At 38.2% G+C, this 14,556-nt stretch carries 16 protein-coding genes; 4 read left to right on the forward strand and 12 right to left on the reverse strand.

All coding sequences use genetic code 11. The features are described from left to right. Nucleotides 1-108 precede the first annotated feature (108 nt). Both C3F34_RS10430 and C3F34_RS10435 read right to left on the reverse strand, forming a co-directional pair. Nucleotides 109-786, reverse strand: a complete 678-nt coding sequence (locus C3F34_RS10430; RefSeq protein ID WP_104441521.1) for a hypothetical protein — start codon at nucleotides 784-786, stop codon at nucleotides 109-111. A gap of 169 nt (nucleotides 787-955) precedes the next feature. Further along, nucleotides 956-1,177, reverse strand: coding sequence for a hypothetical protein (locus C3F34_RS10435; protein ID WP_016167169.1), 222 nt, complete (start codon nucleotides 1,175-1,177; stop codon nucleotides 956-958). 576 nt (nucleotides 1,178-1,753) lie between these two features. On the opposite strand from C3F34_RS10435, the gene C3F34_RS10440 reads away from it, so the two are divergent. The 4 genes from C3F34_RS10440 (at nucleotide 1,754) to C3F34_RS10455 (ending at nucleotide 6,450) form a co-directional block, all read left to right on the forward strand. Next, entirely contained in the window at nucleotides 1,754-2,551 is a 798-nt protein-coding gene (locus C3F34_RS10440) for a hypothetical protein (protein ID WP_158654349.1), read from the forward strand. Nucleotides 2,552-2,702: 151 nt separating this feature from the next. Further along, nucleotides 2,703-3,704 (forward strand): NfeD family protein, encoded by a 1,002-nt coding sequence (locus C3F34_RS10445; RefSeq protein ID WP_104441523.1) that lies wholly within the window; start codon nucleotides 2,703-2,705, stop codon nucleotides 3,702-3,704. Nucleotides 3,705-4,005: 301 nt separating this feature from the next. Beyond that, nucleotides 4,006-5,115: a hypothetical protein gene (locus tag C3F34_RS20575; protein ID WP_228155288.1), complete on the forward strand. Its 1,110-nt coding sequence runs from the start codon at nucleotides 4,006-4,008 to the stop codon at nucleotides 5,113-5,115. A 168-nt stretch (nucleotides 5,116-5,283) separates the two neighbouring features. Further along, complete coding sequence (locus C3F34_RS10455; protein ID WP_104441524.1) at nucleotides 5,284-6,450, forward strand: hypothetical protein; 1,167 nt, start codon at nucleotides 5,284-5,286, stop codon at nucleotides 6,448-6,450. A 227-nt stretch (nucleotides 6,451-6,677) separates the two neighbouring features. On the opposite strand, the gene C3F34_RS10460 is transcribed toward C3F34_RS10455, so the two are convergent. The 10 genes from C3F34_RS10460 to C3F34_RS10505 form a co-directional block, all read right to left on the reverse strand. Continuing rightward, the gene (locus C3F34_RS10460) at nucleotides 6,678-7,661 is read right to left on the reverse strand and encodes a contractile injection system protein, VgrG/Pvc8 family (RefSeq protein ID WP_104441525.1); all 984 of its coding nucleotides are present in this window, start codon (nucleotides 7,659-7,661) and stop codon (nucleotides 6,678-6,680) included. Then, entirely contained in the window at nucleotides 7,658-8,071 is a 414-nt protein-coding gene (locus tag C3F34_RS10465; RefSeq protein WP_104441526.1) for a phage tail protein, read from the reverse strand. Before C3F34_RS10465 ends, C3F34_RS10460 begins: the two co-directional genes overlap by 4 nt. Before the next feature lie 10 nt (nucleotides 8,072-8,081). After that, nucleotides 8,082-10,667 carry a phage tail tape measure protein gene (locus C3F34_RS10470; RefSeq protein ID WP_104441527.1) on the reverse strand — a complete coding sequence of 862 codons (2,586 nt, stop codon included), beginning with the start codon at nucleotides 10,665-10,667 and terminating at the stop codon, nucleotides 8,082-8,084. Further along, complete coding sequence (locus C3F34_RS10475; RefSeq protein WP_322873851.1) at nucleotides 10,664-10,801, reverse strand: GpE family phage tail protein; 138 nt, start codon at nucleotides 10,799-10,801, stop codon at nucleotides 10,664-10,666. The genes C3F34_RS10470 and C3F34_RS10475 overlap by 4 nt, the downstream gene beginning before the upstream one ends. After that, on the reverse strand, nucleotides 10,798-11,124 hold the full coding sequence (locus C3F34_RS10480) for a phage tail assembly protein (protein WP_104441528.1): 327 nt from the start codon (nucleotides 11,122-11,124) through the stop codon (nucleotides 10,798-10,800). The genes C3F34_RS10475 and C3F34_RS10480 overlap by 4 nt, the downstream gene beginning before the upstream one ends. 43 nt (nucleotides 11,125-11,167) lie before the next feature. Further along, a complete protein-coding gene (locus C3F34_RS10485; RefSeq protein ID WP_104441529.1) occupies nucleotides 11,168-11,674 on the reverse strand; it encodes a phage major tail tube protein in 507 nt (168 codons plus the stop codon). 11 nt (nucleotides 11,675-11,685) lie between these two features. Next, a complete protein-coding gene (locus C3F34_RS10490) occupies nucleotides 11,686-12,309 on the reverse strand; it encodes a phage tail sheath subtilisin-like domain-containing protein (RefSeq protein WP_104441530.1) in 624 nt (207 codons plus the stop codon). A 141-nt stretch (nucleotides 12,310-12,450) separates the two neighbouring features. Continuing rightward, a complete protein-coding gene (locus C3F34_RS10495) occupies nucleotides 12,451-12,705 on the reverse strand; it encodes a hypothetical protein (RefSeq protein ID WP_158654350.1) in 255 nt (84 codons plus the stop codon). Nucleotides 12,706-12,794: 89 nt separating this feature from the next. Beyond that, a complete protein-coding gene (locus C3F34_RS10500) occupies nucleotides 12,795-13,409 on the reverse strand; it encodes a hypothetical protein (protein WP_104441532.1) in 615 nt (204 codons plus the stop codon). Nucleotides 13,410-13,534: 125 nt separating this feature from the next. Beyond that, the gene (locus tag C3F34_RS10505; protein WP_016167156.1) at nucleotides 13,535-14,548 is read right to left on the reverse strand and encodes a phage tail protein; all 1,014 of its coding nucleotides are present in this window, start codon (nucleotides 14,546-14,548) and stop codon (nucleotides 13,535-13,537) included. Nucleotides 14,549-14,556 lie beyond the last annotated feature (8 nt).

Below are 14,556 nucleotides of genomic sequence, written 5' to 3' on the forward strand. Positions count from 1 at the left end.
GCACCCTAAAATTTGATGCAGTTTTTTTGAACTAATAAAAAGCTGACGTTTATTTGTGTGCGGATTTTTAATTCGGATGATTATTTTTTCTATGCTCATGATTCGTCCTTATGCCAATAAATGGCTTGGAAAAATTTGTTCAGGGGTATGCCAGTGCCATTTAGCGATGTCTAAACGCGAGGATGCTGAAGCAGCATAGGCTGTAATGAGTCTTGCGTTGTGTGCCCAAATTTCGAGTAATGGATCATCTGGGGTTATATCGAGTTTTAAGTTGCGTAACTGGTTATAGAGCTGCCGTTGTTTATCGGGCAATTCCTTTAACTGTTCAGGGGTTGCTTGTGGGTTTTGTGGTGTTTCTGTCCCGACAATTTTATCTTGGTGCGATGGTGGTACGGGTTTAGCTGCAGGGGCATTTTGGGTCGGTACGTCGATACAAAATAGGGTCTTTAATTTCTTATAATCGATGGTGTAGTAGTTCACACGTATGGACTTGATTTCAGACAATTTAGCAACTTGAATTAAACCCAATTCTTTAAGTTTAGCGACCGCTCGTTTGATGGTTGATACGCTAAACATGCCTAAGGTTGCTTGCCATTCTTCAAATGTATGAAACCACCACTTACTACCTTTGTAAGTGGTTAGATTCTTTTTGGATTTACGCTTTGAAGTTTCATTAATTAAAAAATAGAGCTTTTGCAGAAAGGTTGCTGCGGTGATCCCCAGTACCTTCGCCAATTCTGGCGAAGCTATGAGGGGATATTCGTTTTGTTGTAAAAGTAATTTCATATTACTGCCCCCCGATAAAGTTCGGCAAAGCAGGCTTTGCATTTCGCAGTCCACTGTTGGCGACCATTACGAATGCCATTCTTATTAAAAAATTCTTCGTCGAAAGGGTAGAACTCACCGCAACTACTACACATTTTTTCAGTGCCTAGTTCGGTGTAAATAAAGATGCTCATACTGCACCGCCTATGTTTGTTAGGGCATAGACGAAAAATATGAAGGCAATAATCGAAGGGTGTACAAATAATTTGAATGAGCGCGTAGCTGGATATTTTTGTTGGGCGGTTTGATTTGTTAAAACGTGATGAAGTACTTCACGTGGATGGGCTGGACCAATAAATTCAGGGTGTAGACGTGTGCGAACAGGATGCACACTTTTTGAAGAAGTGTTCATAGTCATTTTCTCGATAGTAAGTTTTGATACTTACCACCATTACTTCTCACGGTAATGGTGGCAGCCTAAACAGGGGTGAGAATACCGTTCTATCGAGTAACGGCCAGCCTTTCGACTGCCCTGTCCAGACTGCCATAACGAAGGCATGACAATGCACTGGACAAAAAAAATGCCGCATAAAGCGACTTTGATTTCGCTCGATAGATAATAAAACAGGTTCTCACGCCTGATCACAGATTTTGCTGTGATTTCCGAAATATAATCATATTTTTTTTTGAAAGCAAGAGAATTTAACTTTTGATTTGATTTCAGGATGGGTGAGTGTTGGTAAAGCAAGAATTTCAAATTTTTGGCGAATGATAATTTTTAGATTCTTTTATAACTCTACTGCTTATTTTATTTATATAAGGAAAGAAAGGGTCATTTTGATACAATGCTTTGGCTCATTGTGAGCTAATGGATCGGGTCATTGTGAACTTATGCTTCGTGTCATCAATTGTTTATAAGTTAATACATTATATTTATTAAAATTTTATAGAGGGGTTAATTGTGGAAGCTATATTCGTTTTGTCATTTTTGGCAGTGATTGTTTTATGGGTATTAACTCTAATCGGTTTGGTGAGTCCTAAGAAATTTCAAAACTTTAGAAAAAGTAAACCCGTTACAAGGGGACAGGTTTTATTGTTTGGTTTTGTAGGGACAATCATATTAAGCATTATTATTACCTTAACAGCGCCAGATCCAAACAAAAATGCGGCAATTGCAGAAAACACAACAGATACGTCGAAGCCATCAACAGACACCCAACAGTCTGTGGACAAGCCAAGCTATGAAATTATTTCTGATGATAAACGCGGAAATATTACCCGAAAAGTACAAGTTGAGTTGTCTAAGCGTTTAACGAAACAGCAGCTTGAATTAATCGCCAATCAAATAAAAGATGCTGATAAAGAAACTTATGAGCGTACATTTATCATGTATCGAATTCAGGGTGAGAAAAGTGTAGCTGCATGGGCAACCACACATTTTGATCCAAATTTAGAAATCAAGTTTATTGGTTTGAATGCTGATGATTTTAATAAGTTATTGAGTCTAAAAGCTGATGTTGATGGCGATGTGATAGGGATGTGGATTTCACCAAATGGGTTAACGGACCATATTGATGTAATTTATAAAAAGGGACAGCAATACTTTAAAAAAGAATTCTATATTGATGCGACTATGAAGCCTTATGAGTTGGTCAAGGATGGGAATACTTTCCGCTATAAAGATCCTAACGAAACCCAATATTTTGTGATCGATACCAACGGAGATCTGGAGTATAGAGGTGAAAGTGGCATTGTTTATTTGGCAAAAAAAATAGAAAGTTATTAATTTGAAATGATTAAAAAACCACTCTAATGAGTGGTTTTTTACGGCCTATTTATATAGGGTAAATATGAGTCGTTTTGATAAAATATGATGCTTTATTTTGACCTGATTGATATGGTCATTGTGAACTTATGCATGGGGTCAAGGAAAATCTATGGTTGGTATAAGTAGCTTAATAATTTTCGACAGTATTAAAAAGATTATTAATATCGTTGATTCAATAAATAATGATATCAATGAGTTGGAAGAAGATGAAAAAATGAAAATTATTTCCTCATTAGATTATGAGGTTTTTAATAGATTTAAAGATGTTGAGCTACCTGAAATTTATAAGTTTATAAGTGAAAATCAAGAATTATTTAAGAATAATCTTTATGCAAAATATATCAATCAACGCTTTCTTAAACTAGCAGCAACCCTATCTCTTTATAAAGATGTACCGAAAAATTATAGTGTATTAAATAGTGTGGTTAATCATTTAGCTGAAATTCGCCGACTCTTAAATGATTTGAATTCTTCTAAAATTGCCTTAGATAATACAAACATAATTTTAGATAATGAATTAAGACCAAAGCTTGAAGAGGTTGAAAAGCAAGTAAAAGATATCGAGCGTGCCAAATTAGCACTTCAAAATGACAGGATACATTTAATTTTTGAAGGGTATGAAGAAAAATTAAAAAATGAAGCCGATAGTTGGGAACGTCGTTTCTTTTGGACATTAGGTATTGGCGCATTTACAGTTAGTTTACTTACCTTTTGTCCAGATCTAAAAATTGGATTTTGGAATTATATATTTTTAAAAGTATTAATATTTTCTATTGTTTTAACGCTTTCTACATATTTCCTTAGACGGTCTGTTCACCTTAGAAAACAGTCTGATGAACTTGGAAGAATGTCATTTGAGATGGATGCTTTACCAAGTTTCATGAGTAGTTTAAGTAATGCGAAGAGTGAGGAGGTGATTATAGAACTTATTCCTAAATACTTTGCAAGGTCGATTGATCAAACACAAAATGACAAAATTGGTGACTTGATGAAGGATCAGCTTACTGCTGGTACAGAGTTAATCAAAGCCAGTGCTGAGATGGTTAAGGGGGTTAAGACTAGTTTTGGAACTAGTGATTCAACAGAACAATCTCAACCTAAGAACCAGTAAAATATTCGGCATCTGAAGAATGATTTAGGATTTCTATTTATTTTAATGAAACTACGATGTATAGTAGTTTTATAAGGAAAGTAGTTCCATGATTTATCCACTGTACCCCATACAGTGGATTTTTTTTGGCTATTAAAAAAGCCTCTTTTGGTGGCTTTTTTATTGCCTATTGTTGAGAACCTATTTATATAGGGGTAGAACAAGTCATTTTGATGGAATGTGATTGGTGATCTCGACCAGATTGATAGGGTCATATGGCGCTAACGCATTGAATAAATTTAAAATATCATTAGGTTAATTTATGGATTCGACAAATCAAGATTTTGAAGATGGGTATCGTCAGATATTGGCTCAAAGTGAAATTTTAATAAAGCTATTAAAAGGCTACTATACGCAATTAAACAATGATGAATTTGAGCCTGTAGTTCGACAATTAAGTAAGTATAAACTGGAAAAATTCACTACTTCATCAAAATTTTTATTGCAGACCTTGATTGAAACTCTAAAAGATTCCGAATTTAAGGAATCGTATAATATGGAATTTGTTGATGAACATTTTCTATCATTATTGTCTAAAACAACTTCATTTTTTGCTATAAATCGTAATTTGATAAAAAGTCCTTCATTTCTAGATGATTTTATTTTAGAAATTACAATTAAAATAATTGAATTAGAAAATTGGATAACAAATTTTAGAGCTTATATGCATGAAGCTATAGCATATCAGTATGCAATTTTTGATTTGAATCGTCAGAATGACTTCATGTCAGAACAGTTAGCTCGATATACGAATACTGTAAAAAATAAACCAGCAGTAACTTTGTACGATAATATTAATAAGGATTTTGAAATTTTAGAAAAAAAATATAGAAAATACTTTTTAGCTTCAATTGTTATTACCCTATTTTTAGCTATTGCCTATGATCCTCTTTTAGGTATTGGTGGGAATTTTCTTAATTCAGTTTGTAGCATCAGTTACGATTATTTTTCAGTATGTTCAGAAATAGTAGACTCCAAAATTTATCCTTTTAATAGTGACTCTTTAAAGTACATTTTATACAAACTAGCTATACTTATTGTTGGTGTGACCCTAACTACATACTTTTTAAGACTTTCTAGTTTTTATCAATTGAAACAAGAACAAGCAAAACAAACAAAATTGGAATTAGAAGCTTTTCCTGATTATGTATCTGGAATGGATAAATCTGTAGCAAATAATCTCCGTCAAGAACTTGCTTTAAAATATTTTGGTAAAGAAATCGATCATACTCAAACTGATAAAATTGGGGATCTAATAAAGGATCAACTTACAGCGGGTACAGAGTTAATCAAAGTTAGTGCAGAAATGGTTAAGAGTGTGAAGTCGAGTGCTACAACTGTCAATTCAGAAAATGATGCTGCTAAAAATTAATTACAATACCAAGCAGATTAATTTGGAAATTATGTTTGTTTTGTCGTTTCTAGGTGTTATTTAATAAGTTGTATTGATTGGGCACCGTACTTCCTCAATCAATATTTGACTTACTAAACCGTTCTCAATAGGCTCCTAGTTATATTGTTCTGTTATCAAGGAATAGATGTGGAGTTGCGATACGAATTTTCAGAAGATGATTTTCTCTCGTTATGCCAGAAGAATCTTGAACGAAAAAAAACAACAGTTTGCGAAGATTTATATGAAACTCTGAGACACTTTCTTAGTACTCCTGACTCAGTCGTGATAACCGATGTAAGGCATAGATTCTATCCTGAGTATTATGATGAACATTTATCTCTGAAAGAGTATATAGACAAAGGGCAGATAATATTACCTTATGTTGAATTCGATATAAGCAGCGATAAGGACATTGATCTAGAGGTTACTGACATCAAGATTCCTCCATTTGTGAAGTTGGGCAATATCCACTATGGAGGAGGAATTTACCAGAGCTACAAAATTAAAAATACTAAACTGAAAACAAAAAACAAATCATCAATAAGACTTAATTCTATAGAAATACCACAGGCTTTATTATTAAAACTGTATTCCAGAATGAAATCACCAGTAGAGCTATTACCATCAAAATTGGGTGTTTGGGAGTGGAGGCAAACTTTCTATAACAAAATGACAGGGGAGAGTTTCTTTTGCTCATGTTTTAAAGATGCTCTTGCTAAAAATAGCGTAGGTATGTCTATAACGAATGCTCATCTTACCAATGCGTTAGAAAAGAATTCATTTAAAGAGTCGATTTGTCACATTTGTACCAAAACAAATTCAGATTTAATGTATTGCCACAACATGTATGGTTCTGCCTTCAAAGCAAGATATGGTGCTTACATTACTAAGCAAGCAATACAGGAAGGTATTAGTGAAAGAGATGCTGAGAACTTGATCAGAGATTTGAAAGGTGTGGCCAGAATAGGTGAAAAATGGATTAATGAAACATTGTTATTCAATTACATTAATTTATTATTTCCGCAATTCAAAGTTCAAAGAGAAGCATCGCCTAGTTGGTTAAATAAGCAAAGATTTGATGTATATGTACCTGAACTAAACTTAGCTATCGAGTATCAAGGAGTACAACATTATGTCGCTGTTGAGCTGTTTGGTGGAGAAGAAGGTCTCAAAAAAACAAAACAAAGAGATAAGGAAAAGCTCCATCTCAGTAAAATGAATGGTGTGGATATTGTTTATTTTAGTTACAAAGATAATTTAACTGAAAAATTAGTGCAGAGTCGGTTAAAAAGTTATTTGCCAGAAGATAAATAAAAGACAAGTTCAAAGTTTTTATATACTTTCACCTAGAAATATTACGAGGATGAGATTGTCTATTACTTAAAGTTGAGAATCAAAGATTTCATTTTATTTTTAAATACTGTGATGTATAGTAGTTTTATAAAGAAAGTAGTTCCATGATTTATCCACTGTACCCCATACAGTGGATTTTTTTTGGCTATTAAAAAAGCCACCTTAGGGTGGCTTTATTTATTGGTGAATCAAATATTTGATTCAAGTTCTAGCTGTGTGGTTAAACCACTTGTAGAGTAATTATGCGTAGCTTTTTCAACGATCCACTTCAGCTTATCCACTTCAGCTTTAAAGCCCTGTAGTTTGATGGGGGACTCTGTACTGATCTGTGGTACACCATAAGCTAAATTGATGCTGAATTTAGCCATTTGGCGCTTAATCTCAGCCATCTTCGCAACACTTGCACGTTCAGCTTCGGCTTTGTTGGCAAATGTCCCTTTTAAGTGTTTTACCTTGCCTTTTTCACCAGTGATCACCTTTTCACGTTTCGCTTTACCTGTATCGTGATAACTCGTAGATACACCTGTATAGTCTGAGTCTCGGTCTTGCTCTGAATAGCGGAATTGGTCGCCATCGTTACGGGTAAGGGTGATCGATGGTAAATCTTTACCAGAAGCAGTTTTTGCGGTACCAGCTTTAAAGATGAGTAAACGATCTTTTTTAACCGCCATTTCAGCGCCATTTTGCTTTGAGATCCGAACAAGTAGATTGAGATCTGATTCATTGGTCTGGTCGATATGCTGAAGATCAATCTTCTTTAATTCATCGGTCATAACTAAAGTTAAGTCATGATTTTTAGCAATCTCTGTAGCGATCTCACCAAATTTTTTCCGATGGTAAGATTTTGACTTTGCCTCCTTAATTTTACTTTTAAAATTTGCACTGGAGGCTTTTATGGTGATGATGTCGGGGGAGCCTGACCATTCGGTTTCATCAACAATAAAGTCCCCCTTGTCGTGCATACCTTCACCCACAAAACCAAGCTGACAATTAATTTTAACTCCCCGTCGTGGTAATTCTAAAACGCGATCACTGTCATCGAGAGTAATGTTGAGCTGATCTGCTTCATTGGCGCGATTGTCCGTTACAGTCACACTAATGATGCGTTTAAGGATTTGCTCATTTAAGGGTTTACTGTCTGCAGTGAGAAGGCAAACTGGAGTTTTAATCATGTATTTGCCTCTGTCTGTTGTTCAATACGGTCATCATCAACACGGCTAAGTTTGATCGTAAAATCAATCTTTCTAGGCACACCGTTGAACAATAAAACTTGTTTGGTTTCGTCAATGCTGTCGATGGTATAAACCCCATATAAATAACCGCTGCCATCGACCAGGACAAAGCCTTGTCCTGTATCAGCCATCGCTGCCAAGTCATCAAGCGCAACACGATTACCAAAACCATGCTCCTGATAAATAAGACCAGGGAGAGAAATACTGTCATCCCCTGAGCCTATAAATTGACGTTTCTTACGTCCTGTGGCCACCGCATTGTCTGCATATTGCCAAGTGCGTTGGCGTTGGATCTCAGTGAAGGTAAGTGTGTCCGTGGTAAAGGCAAATTGTCCTAAGCACATAAGCATGGTGAATTACTCAATCATTATCGTTATAAGAACGAGGGCTGTTTGATGGTGCGCGTTGAATTTTTGCAAACTCAGTTGCTACAAGTTGAGCAATAGATTTTTCATCCATACCTGCAGATGGGTAGACATTGATCGTCAATTGCATCGGTGCAGCCGAAGCTGCAGGGGCAGCACCTGAAGCTAATTTTGAAATAGGTTGGCGTGTATCAAATCGAATTGAACTTGTATCGAATGAGTCAAGCATTCCTTTACTTGCATTATTAACTGCAGTGGCAGGTAGGCTTGAATTTTTATCAATTCCAAGTGCTAAACCTTGCATGTTGTATGCCCCAAATTGAGCGAAAACACGAGAAGGGGAGTGGATTCCAAAAGCCCCTTTAACTGTATTCGTTACCTGTGAAGCAGCTGCTTTTGCTTTACTGATGACACCTGCAATACCATTGCTGATACCGTTGGATAGACCTTGCATAAGCATTTGGCCAAAGCCTGTAAACGTACTTGGCAATTGCACACCGAAGTAATTCATGACTGCAGCAAAGGCGCGATAAAACAAGCCAATTGGAGACCAATTTAAAATGAACGCGGTAATTTTCTGAAGGGCAAGTTGAAAAAATAAAACAAGCTTTTGTGAAGTCGTCATTCCAGACGTACCAACCGAGTTCCAAATATCTAGAAAAAACTGTTTGATTGAACCCCAGTTCCGATAGATCAGATATGCAGCCGTGGCCAAAAGACCAATCGCCAATAAAATTGGGTTGGCCATAAAAAGCCGACCGACAAAAACGATGGCTTTCCCAAGCCACATGAACGTCGACCCAATCAGTTTGATAATATTAATCAGGCTTAATCCTTTTACCCCAAGTACTCCAAAGATTAAGCGGAGGATTGCCATTGGACCTAATAAGGCGACAAGTCCCAATGACAATGCGCTAAACGTTGCTAAAAGCAAAACAAAGATGGCAATTGTTTTCATGATGGTATTGGATAATTGAGGATGCTCTTTAGACCATGCCCCTAATTTCTCCGTCATATTGGTTATGCCTGTAACGGCTTGCTTGAGTTCTGGTGCAATTGCAGCACCAAAATTCACCATTGCACTGGTGAATGTTCCAGTCGCTGCATCCCATAAATTTTTTAAGGTACCAAGTTGCTCATTGACACGTTTTTGTAAGTCGGCTTGGGCATTCATTTTTGCCAAAGTTTCGTTATAGCCTGCTTTGCCTTTATCAATTAATAAATTGAGTGCTTGAATAGTCTCGGCATCATTGCCAAACATATCGGACAGAATTGGCAAACGTGCTTCAGTCGAAAGGCCTTTGAGTTTTTCAAGCTGCTTGAACATATTATCCAGCCCACCGAACTCACCTTTACCATTGGTAAAGTTCATGGCCATACCTGAACCTTTCAAGGCCTTTTGAATACCTTTGGTATCCATCATGGATGCAAAAATTTTACTGTAGGCATTACCTGCTGATTCGCCTGCCATTGCTGCCTGATCAGCCATAACTAAAAGCGGTGCCATTGCCTGAGCGCCTTTGAGACCTTCGGCTTTTATCGTTTTCATCCCTGCAGATAATTTTGAGAAGCCCTGTAGCATATTGTCTGAATCAACCCCTAGATAGTAAGCGCGTTGAATCGTGTCCATTAAACTGAGCATGTCTTTTTCTGAGGTTTTAGTCGCATCTTGCATTTTTGCTGCAAATTCGGCTGCAGCTTCAAAAGGCATTTTTAATTGCACGGCCAAATAACCTGATGCTTCACCTACACCGCCAAGAATGGCTTTATAGCTAATCCCTTGCTGTACTAGCTTTGCCATCATAAGTTGAAATTCTGCCGTTGTACCAGGAAGTTGAGTTCCCAGTTTGTTGGCCAGAGAATTAATTTCTGAATATTCTTTGGCGACTAAACCGTTTGATTGCATCATTGAGACTTTCAAAGTTGTCGATGCATCCTCAGCTTCAGCAAATGCTTTAATAGGGAATCCAATAGCAGCAGCTCCAGTTGCCGCAGCTGCGCCTGCAGCCATACCAGAACCTGCCAAATTACCAACAAGTTCCTGAGCCTTTTTATGTTGTTGAGTGATTTCAGCCAATCGTTTCTGACTTGCTGCTTGCTTGTCGAGTTGTAGCTTTTTTTTCTGCAATGCTTGAGTCGTAGAATCAATTTTCTGTTTTAAGGATTGTTCATCCTTAGCAAGATTCTTTGTACTGATTCCTGCTTGAGTTAGCCCATTTCTTAATAACGAAAGTTGGATTTGTTGTTCTTGTTCAGCTTGTTTCAGTTGTTTAACTTTTTGCTTGGCCATTTCAAATTCTTTGGTCATAGCACGAGTTGGTTTCTCAACTTTTGAGTATTCTTGAGCTAAACGAGCTGCAGAGGACTTGGCGTCCTCTAAATCAGCTTTAGTTTGTTTAAGTGCAGTATTTAACTGACGAAACGAAGTTATATCTGATTGTGCCCTTGATAGTTTTTTGAGTTCTTCACGTTGCGACTGGAGAGCTTTGCTTGCTTGGGTGCTTGATCCATATATCTCCTTGAGTGGAGCAGTCGCTTTGTCTACAAGCTCAAGCATTGCCTTTAACGTAATTTCGCTCATTTACTATTGGTTTCCCATCGTTTACGGGCACGTTCATGCCAATCCATTAATTCTTCGATCGAATAGTCACTGCACTCATTGGGTGTCCAACCAAAAACGATTGCGAGATCAGCAATGACTTCATCAACGCTTATTGGAAATCTTCGTCCGTCGTTTTCACGAAAAAACTGATAATTTCTTTACCGATTTTGGTTAAGTCACTTGGATCAAGGTCATACACGTCTTGTTGTGACATTGAAGGGCTAGTAATGCGAGGAGTAAGTGTTGCAATTGCATTTACATCAAGTTGTAACAAGTCTGCCAAAGTCAGACCACGTAATGCCCCAGTTTTAGGTTTACGGATAGTGACTTCTTTAATTGTTGTTTCACCACGTTTAAAACCATAGTCAAAATTAATCGTTTTAACATTTGGATCTGCAATGGTTTCAGCATTTTGAGTTTGTTCAGCGGTTGTCATGGATTTATCCTGGTTCAATTTAAGGGGAGGGGGTTACCCGATCTTATAGACCGAGTAATTCACGGATTGCTGTTGCGAGATCACTATCGCCAAAACGTTCTTTACCATTGATGAAATCAAGCTCAACTTGTACAACACCGTCTACTTCCATACGGAAATAGGTGTAGTTGTAGGTCATTGTGATTTCGGTACGTTCACCATTTTTGCTATCACCAGGATCAAGTTCTAATGCCTGGCCACGCATATAAATTTCTACATTTTGACGGGTGCAATTGTCTTGTCGTTCATAAACACCGACATAGCGCACGGGTAAATCAGAAGTGCCACAAACGCCAAGTTGACGATATTGTTTAACGTCAAAGCCTGCATAGGTGACTTCACCTTCGAGCTTTTCATAGCCCATAGCCAGTGCAACATCACCAATCATGCCTGCGCCACGATAGTCGTCTGTTTTCTTGGTGATTTTGGGGATCGTGATTGACTCAGCAACACCTGCCCAAGAATGTGTATCAACAAAAACATTAAAGTTTTTAAGTGTACGAGGAAGCATGTATGGACTCCTTAGGTCGTTGTGCCACCACCAAGCAATTTACTGAAATCAACTAAATAGCGATCGGTAATGCGTTGGTTTAAGCCTAAGTTTTCAAGGGTTGGAACAGGGGTGTAGTCATAATCGACCCAGAGCTGACCTTGCTGTAAACCTTGGATTGAGTTTTGAGCAGCGTCATACCAAACCGAAGCCCCCAATAGGTGACGAACCGTGACATGCTCTTGTAGCTCAGCATTGATAGAGTCAATGATGTCTTTGGCCAAGTAAGGCGTAAGAGGTTCGTCCACAAAAGGGAAACAGCCATTTAAAATGGTTTCGAGGATGAATTGAGCTGTACGTGTTGCGACTTCAAAAGAAAAGCGCGGATCGTCTGAGCAATTTCGATTGCCCCAGAATCTAAAACCTAAATGCTGCATAAGGGTTGTGCAGTCGTTACGGTTTAAGTAGCCTGCATCCGTGTCAGGATCTTCCAGATCCCAAGTAATGGGCTGGCTTATTCCAGTTGGGCCAGTCACGGGGATATTGGATAAGGATTTATGCCAACCGACTTTTTCGTCGGTTTCAGCTCGTAGAGCTGCTGCAGCGACAACGGCAGTAAAAATACCGTGTCCATACAATAGGGTTGGTTCAGGCATGATATTTCCATGTCATAGGATTGATGGGTTAATCATGCTGTGAATGTTTTGCTGCTGCTATTTGAGTGTTCCTGATTAAATGCTATTCAGGATTTAATGAAATACTAAAAAACCACCCGAAGGTGGTTTTTAATTTTTTGATCAAGTGGTCGGTGTTGGATTTAAGCAGAAGGTTAAACTACCATCCTCATGTTCTATAAACGATGAGTTCACTACATCAGGATTTAATGTGTAGAAAGCGTCAGAGATCGGTACAAATTTAATTCTATACGCAACATCATCAATATTCTGCATATTCACGTATCCGTCGAAGTCAGCCAAGATTCGACCCACATACGCTAATGAAAATTGTCCTAAAATTGCTCCGATATTACCGCTTGCAAATGGGTTATCCATATCATTTACATATAATTCCCAATGACCTGCTAGGTGACTAAATGCGATCACTTGGCTTGCCCCCTCACAACTTATTGTGTGAGGGGGTATTACTCCCCCGAGTCAGTACCTAAAAATACATTGCCACTGGTGAATTCGGGCCAGATGATTTCAATTTCGCGATGGCTTAAAGTTTGTCGGTAAGCCGTGACTGCTTCAGCCGTATCCAGCATTACTGCATCTTCATCACGTGGAGTCACGTAGCTATATGCACGTAGCTTTTTACACACAGCAGCAATTCCTTCCACGACATCTGGGGTTTCAACATCGGGAGCAATAATAATTTTAGGGATTAGACCTAAAATAGACTTTGCTGTCAGTAGCGCCTGAATGCCAGTACGACCTGCCGATGTCGTTGTGCCAATCACTTTGCTTGCTGTAAATATTGGACCATTAAATGGGGTAGGGACACGAACAATAATCAGTGTTGGATTGGTGATTAATGCCATGATCTCTAAGTTTTTTCGCAAGTTACCTGTTACACCTGCACTGGATAAAACTTGGTTAATTGATGGAACACGAACAGGAACGTTCTCAGGAAATACGCTAGGATCTGCGTCATCGGCAAATGCAATCATTGCAATAACATTTGTTTGAGCATCACGCATAGGGATGATGCCGCTTTGAACTTCACGGCCAGAAATGCCGTGATGGGACTGTGCCATAGATAACTCCAAAAGTAGTTTGGCTTGTGGAGTTATCTTGAGGGGGGATTCATTAAGGTGCGAATGCTTGAATCCTGATTAAATGCTATTCAGGATAATATTGAAATATGAGGTTATGTTTGCCTCTATGTTTTAATGACAAACATTAATGCAAGGTTACTTGGGCGTACTGACATCGTTGCTTGAACTGGGGTAACACTATCGAATAGCTCAGCACCACTGGATAAGACTGTCACATGGGTTGGGTCAATTGTGGTGGCTTCACCATTAAGTGCATTTCTAAGCGTATCAGAACTATCATCAAGCGTATTGATAAGAGTGGGGATACGAGTTGCTGTAGTTGTTGGGTCTCCCATGAAAATGGAGGATGCTTTCTGAAAGCTACCAAATTCGCGCAGGTGATCCCACCCTCGTGGAAAATTATTCGTCATATTGGGTACTGCAAAGGTTGTAATGCCATCCCCACCAAAAGTATTGCCGATAATTGCAAACAAAGTTGGATATTCTGAAATCTGATAAATATCCCCGTTACATTCAAGAAATCCAGAAGGGCATACGGGTGTAGTCCATATCATCATGAACCCCGATTTCACCATAAATGGGGTTAATGCACTTGCTAAAGTGACTATAGCAGCACTCAATCGTTCATCAACTTCAGTTAATGCAAGGATCGAAGCGAAATTTTTAATCACCCAATCTTTATTTGCAGTCACCAGATTTGGATCAATTGATATTAATGCATCTTTGCCAGACTCTGCAGTAATATCAATGCTAATCGTTAATTCACCACCTGCGCCTTCAGCGATCGCAGGTTTATAGCCCCCATGATAATTTCCGATATAAATCAGTTTTCCTGCATTATCCTTTAAACCAATTTCATGCAAATTAAATCCACCGATATTGGCTTCAATAGTTGCAGTAACAGTGGTTACAGCACCATTGATTTGAACGGATTGCACGGGAACACTTGCTCTTTGGTTGATGAGAGCCGTTCGACTTTTTTGAGTGATGGGGTCATAAGGAATGCCATTGGCATCACCAATGACAAGCTGACTTAATGTAATTGAAGCCACATCATGCGCCTGTGCAATTTGAGTTGCACCGAAATCCGTAAGCGTCACATAATATTTTGCTGCCATATTCTTTC

Origin of the sequence: Acinetobacter sp. ACNIH2 (genome assembly GCF_002934965.1) — a bacterium.
GTDB lineage: Bacteria > Pseudomonadota > Gammaproteobacteria > Pseudomonadales > Moraxellaceae > Acinetobacter > Acinetobacter tandoii.

Coding starts and splice junctions, on each gene's coding strand:
- C3F34_RS10430 (WP_104441521.1), bottom strand. CDS start 786: ATGAAATTACTTTTACAACAAAACGAATATCCCCTCATAGCTTCGCCA.
- C3F34_RS10435 (WP_016167169.1), bottom strand. CDS start 1,177: ATGAACACTTCTTCAAAAAGTGTGCATCCTGTTCGCACACGTCTACAC.
- C3F34_RS10445 (WP_104441523.1), top strand. CDS start 2,703: ATGGTTGGTATAAGTAGCTTAATAATTTTCGACAGTATTAAAAAGATT.
- C3F34_RS20575 (WP_228155288.1), top strand. CDS start 4,006: ATGGATTCGACAAATCAAGATTTTGAAGATGGGTATCGTCAGATATTG.
- C3F34_RS10460 (WP_104441525.1), bottom strand. CDS start 7,661: ATGATTAAAACTCCAGTTTGCCTTCTCACTGCAGACAGTAAACCCTTA.
- C3F34_RS10465 (WP_104441526.1), bottom strand. CDS start 8,071: ATGCTTATGTGCTTAGGACAATTTGCCTTTACCACGGACACACTTACC.
- C3F34_RS10470 (WP_104441527.1), bottom strand. CDS start 10,667: ATGAGCGAAATTACGTTAAAGGCAATGCTTGAGCTTGTAGACAAAGCG.
- C3F34_RS10480 (WP_104441528.1), bottom strand. CDS start 11,124: ATGACAACCGCTGAACAAACTCAAAATGCTGAAACCATTGCAGATCCA.
- C3F34_RS10485 (WP_104441529.1), bottom strand. CDS start 11,674: ATGCTTCCTCGTACACTTAAAAACTTTAATGTTTTTGTTGATACACAT.
- C3F34_RS10490 (WP_104441530.1), bottom strand. CDS start 12,309: ATGCCTGAACCAACCCTATTGTATGGACACGGTATTTTTACTGCCGTT.
- C3F34_RS10495 (WP_158654350.1), bottom strand. CDS start 12,705: ATGGATAACCCATTTGCAAGCGGTAATATCGGAGCAATTTTAGGACAA.
- C3F34_RS10500 (WP_104441532.1), bottom strand. CDS start 13,409: ATGGCACAGTCCCATCACGGCATTTCTGGCCGTGAAGTTCAAAGCGGC.
- C3F34_RS10505 (WP_016167156.1), bottom strand. CDS start 14,548: ATGGCAGCAAAATATTATGTGACGCTTACGGATTTCGGTGCAACTCAA.